Genomic DNA, 12,497 nt, shown 5'->3' on the forward strand with positions numbered 1-12,497 from the left:
ACAGGCCCTCTCTCAGGCTATCGACTGCATTACCAGCCGGGACGCCCGGAACTGGTTTGACCACTGCGGCTATCACACACAAGCCGGCAAACGATAAGGATACATGGTTCACGAATCTGCTATAAGTGGAAACAGGATTAATAAGTCTGCCATTTGACGTGCGTTTAGGCGCCCCCCCCATCTGGCGCGAGTTTAGGCCCCCCATCTGGCGCGAGTTTAGGCGCAGCCGTAACTCGTGACCAGCCTTGAGGTGGAGGCTGTGCCTCCACTGCCGCAACGCGGCAAGCAGGAACCGCGCCGCCTGGAATCATCCGGGCGGCGCGGTTTTGGTTTTAGCGGACCGGAGTAGCATTGGGTGCCAGTCGTTCGGGCGGGGGAGGCGCAGCCTCCCGGCATGGGCCGGCACGAGTTACGGCTGCGCCTAAACTCGCGCCAGTACCTAGCCCCCAGCTGGCGCCGTAACTCGTGACCAGCTTTGAGGTGGAGGCTGTGCCTCCACTGCCGTAACGCGGCAAGCCGGAACCGCGCCGCCTGGAATCATCCGGGCGGCGTTTTCCATTCAGTGGAAACCTAAACAACTAAAACCAAGTTGTCCAATCAGACAACATTTCGTAGCTTCCGGCCTATGAACAAAAAGCGGGAGCTGTTCTTCTTCAAAACTTACTTCCAGGAGTTCTACACCGCGCAAACGCCTAAAGTGAAGCAGAAGATTCTGTGGACGCTCCGCGTAGTAGAGGAGTTGGACCAGATACCGGAAACCTACTTCAAGCACCTGACCGGCACCGATGGCCTCTATGAAATCCGGGTGCAGGCCGGCTCCAACATCTTCCGTATCTTCTGCTTCTTCGACAAAGGCAACGTGATTGTCATCGGCCACGGCTTCCCGAAGAAGACCCCGAAAACGCCCAAAGCCGAACTGGAACGCGCCACCACCATTAAAGCCGAATACTATGCCAGCCAACGATAAGCTCACCAGTCTCAGCCAGTTCATTGAGCAGGAACACGGCCCCCTAGGCAGCCAGAGCCGCGAAGCGTTTGAGGCCGGCTATGAGGGGTTTAAGCTGGGGGCTTTACTCCAGCAGGCCCGCCATGCCAAAGGCCTCACCCAACAGCAACTCGCCGACCTGGCCGGCACCGACAAATCGTACATCTCGAAGCTGGAAAAAGACCTGAAAGACGTGCGCCTCTCTACCTTACAGCGCATCATTTCCGAAGGACTCGGCGGGCATCTGGAGCTTTCCATTAAGTTCTAGCTCTTACCGCAGCCCAGCAAAACCACAACAGCGCCGCCCGAAGCAATCCGGGCGGCGTTTTGGTGGGCGGGACCAGCGTATGTAGAGACGCATACTGTTGCGGAGGTTATGTACCCTGAACGCCCCCCATCTGGCGCGAGTTTAGGCGAAGCCGTAACTCGTGCCAAACCATGACGGGAGGCTGTGCCTCCCCCGCCCGAACGCCCCCCCCCCTCCTGGCGCGAGTTTAAGCGAAGCCGTAACTCGTGCCAAACCATGACGGGAGGCTGTGCCTCCCCCGCCCGAACGACAACGCCGCCCGGATTTCTCCAGGCGGAGCGGTTCATATTTGCCGCGTTGCGGCAGTGGAGGCGCAGCCTCCCCCTAATAGCTGGGCACGAGTTACGGCTGCGCCTAAACTCGCGCCAGTAGCCCAATTCCTACGCCACTGCCGTCCGGCCTTTGCCGCCCGTCGTCACCAGCTTGCGGGCATGGACGCGTAACTTTCGCCCCTACTCCGGGTTAGCAGCGTGAAACTCCTTCTGCTGCTTCATGGCCCAGCGCAACTCCCCCAACGACATCCGACAGCTCGCCGATCTGAACCAGCTGAGCGACATTGTGGTCGACAAGCGGCTCGGTAAGCGGGCCGAAGCCAAGAAGAGTCGCCGCAACCGGCACTACGAAAAACAGTTCATCAAAAATGCGCTTACGGCCCGCCTCGACGGCGACGAAAGCTGAGCCTGTGCTTTGCGCGTTCAGCCGCAGCTCGTAGCCACTCATGCCGGGCCGGTTATGGCTGCACCACCCGTACGACAAGGCCGCGCCGCGCTATCCGGATTGTTTCAGGACTGGCGCGGTCGTTTTTCAGGCCCCTGGGAGGTACAACAAGTGACCTGTAGCGGCGTTGCTGGCGAAGACAACCCCGCTTCCGTTGGTCGGCCATTCCTAAACCTGAATCCTGCGTCTTTCTATTCCCTCAATGCTCCGAATTCAGCACTTTCAAAAATCCTATAACGGCCACCCGGTACTTCACATAGACGACTTTTTCATTGCCCCCGGCATTCACTGGATTCGGGGCAGCAATGGCTCCGGCAAAAGCACTTTCCTGAAAACCGTGGGTGGCCTTATTTCTTTCGAGGGAGACATTGTCTTGAATGAAGCGCTCAGCCTGAAGCAGCAGCCGACGGCCTACCGCAGCGCCGTCAACTTTGCCGAAGCCGAGCCACTATTTCCCGATTTCCTGACCGGCATCGAGCTGATCCAGCTGTTCAAGACGGCCAAGAATGCGCCCAGTGGCCAGGAGCAGCCGTACGTGGAAAGCATGGGCATGACGGCCTACCTCTCTGACCGGATCAGCAGCTACTCCAGCGGGATGCTCAAAAAGCTGGCGCTGGTGCTGGCCTTTATGGGCCGCCCGGCCTGCATTCTGCTCGACGAGCCCCTGACCACGCTGGACGTGGACTCGCTGCCCGTTCTGTATTCCTGGATTGCCGACCTGCACCAGCAAGCGGGCACCACGTTTTTGTTGTCGTCGCACCAGGCCTTTGAGGGCGACCTGCTGCCGAACGTGCGGGAAATCCTGGTTGAGCGCGCCACGCTGCATTATAGCGCATGAAAAGCCCCCTCACCCGAGTGCTCGTTAAAGTAGTGGCGAAGGGTTTTTACCGGGAGCACACGGGCTTACTGCTGTCGTTGTTTGTCCTGATCTTCCTTAATTTCTTTTACACCAACGTCCTCAGCCAAAGCCACCTCACGCCGGAGCAAATTATTGCAAACGCGTTAAAACTGGTCATCTCCACGGTTACGGAGCCGCTGGGCGTGGCCATTTTCTTCGGCCTGTTCCTGCTCTACAGCCTCAAGACCTGGCAATACGTGGCGGCCCGTTTGCGGGGGCCCGATGTTCATTTTTTGTTCTACAGCATTAACGCGCTGAGCACGGCCCGGCAGCTGCAGGCCTGGTCGGTGGTGCAGTTCGTGGTGTCGCTGCCGCTGGTTATCCTGGGTGGGTATGCCATGCTGGTGGGCGTGCTTTTTGGGCACTGGCTGGTGCCGCTGCTGATTCCGGCGTACTTACTGGCCCTCATTCGGTACAGCGCCTGGCGCTATGTCCGCCAAACCAATGACCTGGCAACCAAACCGGCGAGTCCGGTGCTGCTGCCGTGGCTGCGGAAATTGCCCAAGCCTCTGTTCAGCCTTTTTCTTTTCGAGGTTCTGCTGAAGAAGCGCGTCACCTACGCTATTACCAAGCTCGCCTCGCTGGCCATCATTGCGCTTGTTTTTGGCGTCTTTCCCGATTCTCACTCCGACCTGCGCCTGATCGGGCTACTGAGTTTGTGCCTTGCCCTGACGCACAGCATCCTGGTCTTTCAGTCGAGCGAGTTCGAGTTGTTTTACCTGCGGTTTGCCCGCAATTTCCCGTATCGCAAGTGGCAGGTGTATGGGCAGCAGGCGGCCCTGTACGGACTGCTGCTGCTACCCGAGCTGGCGTGGCTTTTTGTAGCCGCACCCGTATTTAAGGCTTTCGTTGGCACCGGCCTGCTGCTCGGCGTTACGCTGCTGTATCGGGCCGTGCTGTACCGGCCCGGGCAGCACATGAAGCACTACCTGCGGGTGGTGTTCGGGGTGTTCGTCATTTTTCTGCTGGCAAATCTGTTTGGCCTCACGGCACTGCTGGCAGCCAGCAGTGTCCTGGCCGCCTGGGTGCTGCTGTACCGCCACCACTACCCGGACTAAGGTGTTGGCGAAAGACACTATGCCGCAACTGGCGCGAGTTTAGGAGCAGCCGTAACGCGTGACCAACCTTGCGGTGGAGACTATACCTCCACCGCCACGCCAACGGCAAACCCACAACCGCGCCGCCCGAAGAATTCCGGGCGGCGTTTTGGTGGGCGGCATCGGCGGATGTAGAGACGCATACTTGCGTCTCAATCGTTGAACGACCGGCGCGGCGGCAGCTACCGGCGCGGCCCCAGGCGCTCAGCGGGGAGACGCCGGGTCGCATCTCAACCGTTGCAGACATTGTCTAGGGGAAACTGAGTAGGCGTCATCGTTCAATAATGAGACGCAACTATGCAACGTGCTGCTATCCTATTGGTAAACAATGTATGATATTCCTCGTACGTTGTTTACCCGCACAGGTAAACAACGTACCATATTTTTGACAGTTGTTTACCTATACAGGTAAACAAGTATTACTTTTTGTCGCCGGGTGTTTACCTGGTGCTGGACAATTTACTCCGCTTATGACTACTTCGTCCCTGCCTACCGTCAGTCTCACCGCCGCCGTACGAGCGCACTTGGGCTTGACCGTGCGCCAGCTGGCCCGCTACCTGGGCGTGTCGGGGCCATTCGTAGCGCACGTCGAATCCGGCCGCAGAGGGTTGCCGCCGGCGCTGGTTTCGCGCCTGCTCACTCTCAGCCGTCTGCTTCCTCCGCCCCTGGGCCAGGGCCTGCCGGCGGCGGCGGTGCTGCCCGTCTACGACCCTCTGACTGCGCTGCCCCCGCCGGAGCTGCTGCTGGCCGAGCTACCCGATACGGCTGCACCGGCTCCCGAAGCGCTACGTCGCCGCCTGCGCGACTGCCGCCTGCAGCTGCTTACGCAGGGTTCGCGACTGGCTCAGCTGCAGGCGCGGGCCGCCACGCTGGTTCGTCGCCGCCACGGCCTGGCCCAGCTGCGAGCCGCGCCCCTTCCGGCCGACCCCACCGAAGCCGCTCACTATACCCGTTGGCTGGGCGAGCTGGCCACCGACCTGGCTGTGGCCGACCCCGATCCGGCCGCCGCCGCCGCCACCCGCCACCTGTTGGCCGCCCACGTGACCGGGCTGCGGGCCGAGGTGGCAGCATTGGCAGCCCCCTAACTGGCGCGGGTTTGCCAACACCCCAACACCCTGCCTTCCCAACCCCGGGAAGCCAGATTCACCTTTCCAGCTTACCCCGCGCACTCGATCGGCTATGCCAAGTAACCACTACGCCGGAGCAGCGGTGCCGCGAGCGGCCCGCGTCGGTTAGAGTACATTTCAGGATGGTGTAGCTAGTAGGTCAACGAGACGCCCCCCCCAGCCCCCTCTCCAAAAAAGGAGAGGGGGAGCCAACCGTCAGGATCGTGTCCGGTGTCCCCTCTCCTTTTCAGTCCGCGCATCAAGCGGCGTAGGGGGTCAGGGGGTGGGGTGTTTCGTTGAACGGCCATGTACACCAACTTGAAAACTGCGGTAAGTGGTGTATGGCAGCTGTACTATCGTTCTTTTCGTTTGACTCCCCCTCTCTTCCATGTCGCGCATTAAGCGAAGGAAGGGGGCCGGGGGGGTGAGGCGAATCGTTGCCCGGCAAAACCGCAGCCCTTCTGCTTGCCAGGTAAGCCGGTCGCACCAGCACCCGCCTGATTCAGACAGCCGGAAACTTGATTGAGCGAAAACCCCACACCCGCCGCCCGGCAATTGTCTAGCTTTACCCCATGCGTACGGCCTACAATCGGTGGAAAAAGAGTCTATTAGCCCTACTGGTGGGCCTGGCCGCCTGCTCCTCCCCCGACCAGCCGACCGGCACCCCCACCGCCCAGGATGTCCGCATCCGCTATACCGCCCGCCGCGTAGTGCTGCCCGACGTGCCCCAGCGCGGCCGCATCCTCGACCGCCACGACTCGGTGCTGGTCGCCACCCGCCCGCAGTTTCTGCTCCAGCTGCCCGGCCGCCCCCCGCTCGATACCCTGGCCCTGGGCCTGCTCCTGGGCTGGGATTCCACCACTGTCCGCCGCCGCATTGCCGAGGCCCTGCCCTATCCCGCTGCCCGGCCCGGCTACCCCGTCCAGCTCCGCCTCACCAAGGCCGAAGCCGAACGAATCCGCCGCGACAGTAGCGCCACCGTGCCTCGCCTCACCCTCACCGAGCGCCAACGGCGCGTGTACACCACCGGCGCGGGGGCGCCGGTGCTGGGCTACCTCAGCGCCGAGGCCCAGCCGTTCTTTCGCCAGGCCCGGCGCACCGGGCGGGGCCGCTTCTACCGCCTACGCAACGGCGGCGTCGAAACCTACTACAACGGCCTGCTCAACGGCCACCGCGGCTACCTGCACCCGTTGCTCGATGCCAAGGGCCAGCAGCACGGCACCTGGGCCAAGGACACCGCCTTCCAGCAGGGCCAGGATCTGCACCTGACCCTCGATGCCAAGCTGCAGGCCTACGCCGAAAAGCTGCTGGGGGGCCGCAAGGGCTACCTCGTGGCCCTCGACCCGCGCACCGGCGAAATCCTGGCTTACGTCTCGGCCCCCGTGTACCCGGCCGCCACCCTCACCGCCCCCGACCAGGCCGGGGTGCGGGCCGAGCTGCTGGAGCACGAAGACATGCCGCTCCTGAACCGCCCAGCCATGCTGGCCAACCCGCCCGGCTCGGTGTTTAAGCTGGTGAATGCCGCCGTGGCCCTGCAGCTGGGTGCCATCAGCCCCGCCACCGGCTTCCGCTGCGACCAGTCGCTGGTGAGCTGCGTGCACGACCACCCCAAACCCAAAAGCCTGACCGCCGGCCTGAAGTACAGCTGCAACCCCTACTTCTACCAGGTGCTGCGCAACGTCATCGACCACGTACCCGACAGCCTGACCCAGGATACCGTGGCCGCCCGCCACGCCAACCTGGCCCGGTGGCGGCGCTACGCCCGCTCCTTCGGCCTCGACTCGGTGCTGGGCGCGGATATGCCTCGCGAGGCCCCTGGCTTTTTGCCCACGCCCGCCTACTACGACAAGGCCCGCCGCACCCGGGGCTGGACCTACCGCTCCATCTACTCGCTCAGCATCGGGCAGGGCGAAATCAACCTCACGGGCCTGCAAATGGCCAACATGGCCGCCATCATTGCTAACCGCGGCTGGTACTACCCGCCCCACCTGGTGCGCGGCATCGGGAAAAACGGGCCGCTACCACGCTTCACTGTAAAGCGCCACACCCTCATCGACAGCGCTAACTTCGCCGCCCTGGTGCCCGGTATGGTGGCCGTGCTGCAGCGCGGCGGCACTGCCGACGCCTCCAGTCTGGCCGATGTGGGCATCACGGTAGCCGGCAAAACCGGCACCGTAGAAAACGACGAGGGCGACGACCACGCCGCCTTCGTCGGCTTTGCCCCCGCCGACAACCCCAAAATAGCCGTGGCCGTGTACCTCGAAAATGCCGGCTTCGGGGCTACCGCCGCCGCGCCCTGCGCCGTGCTGGTGATGGAAAAGTACCTGCGCGGCTCCATTGCTCCCAAGCGCAAGCGCTGGGAAAAGCGCATTCAGAACCGGGCCCGGAACGGATACTAAATGGCATCCTTACGAAACGGCGGACCTCCTACTAGCTACTTGGTGGGCTAATAGCGGCGGTAGCCGCAACCAGCCTTACTAATCTGTATTCGCAGGGCTGTTACTACTTCACGATAAACCAGGGGAAGCCTTCTAACTGCTATTCCCAGACGCTGAGATACCCATAGAAAGCTGTGAGCCGCCCAGTAGACTCACGGCTGCCTGCCAGTGTATTAGATACTAGACTTGTTCCTAAATTAGGAACCGATGCTAAAATTTGGCTGTCATGCTGAGCGCAGTCGAAGCATCTCTACCGCTTCGTCCAAGTCGTGCAACGAAGCGGTGGAGATGCTTCGACTGCGCTCAGCATGACGTTCTTTTTTCGTTTCGCTTTATTCAGGAACAAGTCTACTGTATATATATATTGTCGCCGATTTCGTCCCGCGCTATGCTGAAGCGGTGGCGCGTCGCCTGCTCTCCTTTCTATCCTTTCTGCCCTTATCAGCTGCCCATGCGTATTCATCGTTCCCTTGCCCTGTCTGTGCTGCCGATGGCGGCTCTGCTCGTCGCTGCCGGCTACACCCCGGCTCCCATAGCCGCGCCAGCCAACTTCACCCAGGGCATAATCACCACCAAGGTGTCGTTGCCCGGCAACCCCTACGACAAGCTGCTCAGCAAGATCGACCCGGCCCAGGGCAACGTGCAGGCCCAGATGCAGCAGTTGATGAGCAGCCTCACCCCGGCCGAGCAGCAGCAGTTTCAGGTTGAAGCCGCCAAGCTGAGCCCGGCCATGACCATCGGGGCCATGATGCTGCCGCGCAAAGGCACCATCTACTACCGGGGCCAAGAAGCCCGTGCCACCACCGACGGGCTGACGTACCACCTGGAAAACTACTTCAACCACGCCAAAAGCACCGGCCTGCTGCTGCTGGCGGCCCAGGCCAGCCCCGAGCGGGTAGCCTACACCTACGATGCCGCCTCGGTGAAAAAGAGCTGGCAGAGCATTGTCGTCACCGAAGTGGACTACACGGTCAAGCCCACCACCGAAACTGCCCTGGTGGCCGGCTACCCCAGCCAGAAAACCAGTTACACCCTCAAGCCGGGCGCTGCCCCGTCCGAGCCCGGCCCCGGCGAAATGAGCCAGAAGCCCGTGGCCCTCGACGTGTGGACCTCGGCCCAGATTCCGCAGCTACTCAATTTTGCTCACCCCGTATACGTCAAGCAGCAGCAGGGTATTACCAAGCTGGTAGTGTACTTCGACAAGGAGCACAAGCAGCGGATGGTATATGAGTTTGCCAGCGTGCAACCCAAGGCCGTTACGCCACAGGACCTGGAAATCAAAGCCAACACGCCCATCCTGGACTACGCCAAAGACGAGATGCAGATCGGGATGAAGTCGTTGGCCATTATGCTGGGTGGCGGTGGCCCACAACGGCCCAGCCCGGCAGACAGCGGCGAGTAGCCTGCGGCCTCCTCCTCCTTCCAGGGCCCGCCTCCCGTCCGGGAGCGGGCCTTGCGGTTTTATGGATCTTTGGCAGCGGCAAAGGGACGGGCAGGGCGACATCGGGACTGCCCGCCTGCTCGTATTCCTCTCACGGTATTGTTTTGCCGACTTCCTCCCTATGACTATCACCATCGCCCAAAATTCCGCCCATCCTCTCACCGTGTCGCGCCTGGGCTACGGCACTATGCGCCTGCCTGGCCCCGAGGTCTGGGGCGAGCCAGCCAACCGCGCCGAAGCCCTGCAGATCCTGAGAACCGCCGTCGAGTCAGGCGTCAACTTCCTCGATACCGCCGACTACTACGGCGAAGACGTCACCAACCGCCTCATTGCCGAGGCCCTGCACCCGTACCCGGCAGACCTGGTTATCTGCACCAAAGTGGGCGCCACCCGCCGCCCCGACAAAAGCTGGGTGCCCTTCAACACGCCCGCAAACCTGCGCGCCAGCATCGAGAACAACCTGCGCACCCTCCGGCAGGAGCAGATTCAGCTGGTGCACCTGCGCCTGATCGGTCACGGCGGGGTACCGTTTGAAGAGCAGCTCGGAGCCATGTTCGACCTGCAGCGGGAGGGCAAAATCCTGCATGTGGGACTGAGCAACGTGAGCCGGGCCGAGCTGGAAGCTGGCTTGCAAATGGGCTCCATTGCCACCGTCGAGAATATGTACGGCCACGGCCAGCGCACCACCTTACACCTGCCCCACGGCGCAAACCACGGCGGCGAAGAAGTATTAGACCTCTGCGAGCAGTATGGGATTCCGCTTATTCCTTACTTCTCCCTAGTCAACTCCCTGCCCAAGGCTGATTCCAAAATTGCCGACATAGCCCGACAGCACCACGCCACCGAAGCCCAGATCAACATTGCCTGGCTGCTGCACAAGTCGCCCTGGCTGCTGCCCATTCCCGGCACTTCCCAGCTGGCGCATCTGCGGGAAAACCTGCGGGCCGCGGATATCCAGTTGAGTGCCGAAGACCTGACGCACCTGGCGTAGCGGCTCACATCGGCGTGGCCCGCTGCCACGCCGACCTTCCCAGCTCGCTGCGCGGCCTTTACCAGCCCAGCCTGGTCACCTCGCAGGCATATACCCACTACCCGAAAGTCAGCGGAAACCCAACGCCAGACCACGTCTTGGTATAGAGCGCACGAAAAACGCCCGCCGCCTCCGTAGTACGGAAGCGGCGGGCGTTTTTCGTGGTCAGTGTGCTCTTACTTGGCGGGGCTCGGTTGGGCCGCTTTCTGGCGGCGGGCCTCCTCCTGCTGATAGAAAGCTAACTCCTGCTGGTAGGGCGAATAGTCCCAGCCGGGGCGCGTGGCCGCCGCTTTGCGAGCCGCCGCTACAATGGCATCGTAGTGCGCCGTTGGCAGAAAAGAGCTCACCGAGTCGGCCAGAAGCGCCGCGTGGCTCTGCTCCAGCGAAGCCTCCAGCGCCAGAATCTCGGTAGCGCCCTTACCCTTGAGCTTATCCGCGGCGGTGCGCTGGCGCGACACGGCTTGGCCGTGGTAGGTGAAAGGCGTAACATAGCGCTCGGGCGTAACTACCGGCGTCACGACCACCGCGGGCTCGGGCGTGGTGGCGGTTTTCTTTTTACCCGCTGGGCTCTTCTTTTTGTGGGACGCGGCCTGGGCCGCCAGTCGGGCGGCAGCAATACCTCCATTAAGTAGATACAGCTGCGCCTGGGCAAAGTGCACGGATAAAAACAGCGCCAGCGTAAACAGGTACTTCATACAGTAAAAAGCAAAAAAGAAATGGGCGAAGAAGCACGCAAGCTACACCATTGCACTACTACCATCCAAACGGTGAGCAGCCGGTCAGCGCCCAAAACCGCCGGCCAACTACAGGGCCGGCACCACCCGTATTGCCAGCCTCTCCCACGGCTTCGGGTCGCTACGCCGTTGCTACCCACTACTGCCTGCCCCCGGCACCACCCGCCGACTCTACTGCAAAAACACTATACTTACCTCAAATTCCCTGACATTCATCTTCTTACCTTTTCATGTCATGCGAAAATCAAGCGCCACAGTATCCTTGCTGTTAGCACTCAGCAGCGTGGGCTCGCTGAGCTTCCTGCTGGGCCAGCTCCAGAGTCTGGATCTGCATTTCGACCTAGCGGGCGAAGACGACTGCTACTACTGCTAGCCAGAGGTTGCTACCACCGCTCTCCAACGCCCCGCCGGTACCGGTGGGGCGTTGTTGCGTAGAAGCGTGGCCCCTGTACCACCGCGCGACATTGCACAAATCCTATTCAATTTATTGCTCTGCCGATTCCACTACCCAACGTCCATCAGCCGGCCGAGGTCAAAGGCGGGAGCAGGCAATAAATTAGTTATGCTTGCATAACACTTTAGTAATTCTTACGTATTATCTTTGTACCCAACAAGCTGAATTTCTTCTACATACATTTTTTGCCATGAAAAAGACCACCGCCTTTTCGTCTCTGCTGCTCCTCGGCAGCCTCGGGTCATTGGGGTACCTGACCGCTCAATTGAAGAACCTGAACCTGCATTTCGACCTGCGGGGCGAGGATACCAGCTACTACTGCTAAGCTTTCCGGCCCAGCCGAAAAGAACCCAAAGCTCCGCCCCGGCGGGGCTTTGTTCGTTTAGAGCCCCAAATAATCCTGGCTTCAAAATCAGCGCGTTAGAGTAGAAGAAATAAAAAAACCGCATCCATTCGGGCCGGTTTTCGGTACTTCACAGTTCAGCGGCCCACGCGGGGCCGCTGGTATCCTCTCACCCACCGACCACCCCGGGGTGGCGCCCACGAACAGGCGCCGGTCCGGGCATCCGTAAAACGCACTGGTTTATGAACCTAAACAGCCTCCAGGAGCAAGTCAGCTACATCATTGGGCGCGATTTGGCCCGCAATTTTACCCAGCAGGGCCTCGAACTCGACGTGGACGTGCTAGCCGCCAGCATGAAAGAAGGCCTGGCGGGCGAACCCAGCCGCCTCACCCAGGACCAGATGCGCGAAGCCATGGAGCAGCTCCAGGCCCAAATGGGCGGCCCCGAAGAAGACGATGACCACCAAAACTCCTCTGATATGAGCAACAACAAACAAGCCGGCGAAGACTTCCTGGCCGACAACAAGAACAAAGCGGGCGTCGTGACCCTGCCCAGCGGCCTGCAGTACGAAGTGCTGACCGAAGGCAGCGGCAACAAGCCCGGCCCCACCTCCCAGGTAACAACCCACTACCACGGCACGCTGCTCGACGGTACTGTATTCGACAGCAGCTACCAGCGCGGCCAGCCTGCTTCGTTTGGGGTAAATCAGGTTATTGCGGGCTGGACAGAAGCTCTGCAGCTGATGCCCGAAGGCTCAAAATGGCGTCTCTACATCCCCGCCGACCTGGCCTACGGCAAGCGTGGAGCCGGCCGCGACATCGGCCCCGATACGGCGCTGATTTTCGACGTCGAGCTGCTGAAGGTTAATAACTGAAGTACCGCTTCGGCTTCCCGTACGGCTAGTGCCACCCAGCCTCGCTGGGTGAGCACCAGCACGGCCGGGTCC

Annotated in this window: 13 protein-coding genes; 12 read left to right on the plus strand and 1 reads right to left on the minus strand. The window is 61.3% G+C overall.

What is annotated here, in order from left to right:
* Nucleotides 1-625 precede the first annotated feature (625 nt).
* The 9 genes from E5J99_RS18370 to E5J99_RS18410 all read left to right on the plus strand — a co-directional run bounded on the left by E5J99_RS18370 (nucleotide 626) and on the right by E5J99_RS18410 (nucleotide 9,980).
* Nucleotides 626-967 carry a type II toxin-antitoxin system RelE/ParE family toxin gene (locus E5J99_RS18370; RefSeq protein WP_135499281.1) on the plus strand — a complete coding sequence of 114 codons (342 nt, stop codon included), beginning with the start codon at nucleotides 626-628 and terminating at the stop codon, nucleotides 965-967.
* The gene (locus tag E5J99_RS18375; RefSeq protein ID WP_135499282.1) at nucleotides 951-1,253 is read left to right on the plus strand and encodes a helix-turn-helix domain-containing protein; all 303 of its coding nucleotides are present in this window, start codon (nucleotides 951-953) and stop codon (nucleotides 1,251-1,253) included. Before E5J99_RS18370 ends, E5J99_RS18375 begins: the two co-directional genes overlap by 17 nt.
* 531 nt (nucleotides 1,254-1,784) lie before the next feature.
* The gene (locus tag E5J99_RS18380; protein ID WP_135499283.1) at nucleotides 1,785-1,970 is read left to right on the plus strand and encodes a hypothetical protein; all 186 of its coding nucleotides are present in this window, start codon (nucleotides 1,785-1,787) and stop codon (nucleotides 1,968-1,970) included.
* Between the two features lie 241 nt (nucleotides 1,971-2,211).
* Entirely contained in the window at nucleotides 2,212-2,847 is a 636-nt protein-coding gene (locus E5J99_RS18385; RefSeq protein ID WP_135499284.1) for an ABC transporter ATP-binding protein, read from the plus strand.
* Entirely contained in the window at nucleotides 2,844-3,965 is a 1,122-nt protein-coding gene (locus E5J99_RS18390) for a hypothetical protein (protein WP_135499285.1), read from the plus strand. Before E5J99_RS18385 ends, E5J99_RS18390 begins: the two co-directional genes overlap by 4 nt.
* A 509-nt stretch (nucleotides 3,966-4,474) precedes the next feature.
* Nucleotides 4,475-5,089, plus strand: a complete 615-nt coding sequence (locus E5J99_RS18395) for a helix-turn-helix domain-containing protein (protein ID WP_135499286.1) — start codon at nucleotides 4,475-4,477, stop codon at nucleotides 5,087-5,089.
* 593 nt (nucleotides 5,090-5,682) lie between these two features.
* A complete protein-coding gene (locus tag E5J99_RS18400; RefSeq protein WP_135499287.1) occupies nucleotides 5,683-7,509 on the plus strand; it encodes a peptidoglycan D,D-transpeptidase FtsI family protein in 1,827 nt (608 codons plus the stop codon).
* Between the two features lie 490 nt (nucleotides 7,510-7,999).
* Nucleotides 8,000-8,950, plus strand: coding sequence for a hypothetical protein (locus E5J99_RS18405; protein WP_135499288.1), 951 nt, complete (start codon nucleotides 8,000-8,002; stop codon nucleotides 8,948-8,950).
* Between the two features lie 160 nt (nucleotides 8,951-9,110).
* On the plus strand, nucleotides 9,111-9,980 hold the full coding sequence (locus E5J99_RS18410) for an aldo/keto reductase (RefSeq protein ID WP_135499289.1): 870 nt from the start codon (nucleotides 9,111-9,113) through the stop codon (nucleotides 9,978-9,980).
* Between the two features lie 215 nt (nucleotides 9,981-10,195).
* Here E5J99_RS18410 and E5J99_RS18415 read toward each other — a convergent pair whose 3' ends face one another.
* The gene (locus E5J99_RS18415; RefSeq protein ID WP_135499290.1) at nucleotides 10,196-10,714 is read right to left on the minus strand and encodes a hypothetical protein; all 519 of its coding nucleotides are present in this window, start codon (nucleotides 10,712-10,714) and stop codon (nucleotides 10,196-10,198) included.
* 274 nt (nucleotides 10,715-10,988) lie between these two features.
* On the opposite strand from E5J99_RS18415, the gene E5J99_RS21410 reads away from it, so the two are divergent.
* The 3 genes from E5J99_RS21410 (at nucleotide 10,989) to E5J99_RS18420 (ending at nucleotide 12,425) form a co-directional block, all read left to right on the plus strand.
* Entirely contained in the window at nucleotides 10,989-11,126 is a 138-nt protein-coding gene (locus E5J99_RS21410; protein WP_167852211.1) for a hypothetical protein, read from the plus strand.
* A 271-nt stretch (nucleotides 11,127-11,397) separates the two neighbouring features.
* Nucleotides 11,398-11,532, plus strand: coding sequence for a hypothetical protein (locus E5J99_RS22100; protein WP_262713050.1), 135 nt, complete (start codon nucleotides 11,398-11,400; stop codon nucleotides 11,530-11,532).
* Nucleotides 11,533-11,792: 260 nt separating this feature from the next.
* Entirely contained in the window at nucleotides 11,793-12,425 is a 633-nt protein-coding gene (locus E5J99_RS18420; RefSeq protein WP_135499291.1) for an FKBP-type peptidyl-prolyl cis-trans isomerase, read from the plus strand.
* Nucleotides 12,426-12,497 lie beyond the last annotated feature (72 nt).

The sequence above is a fragment of the Hymenobacter elongatus genome (assembly GCF_004745955.1).
Classification (GTDB): Bacteria; Bacteroidota; Bacteroidia; order Cytophagales; family Hymenobacteraceae; genus Hymenobacter; species Hymenobacter elongatus.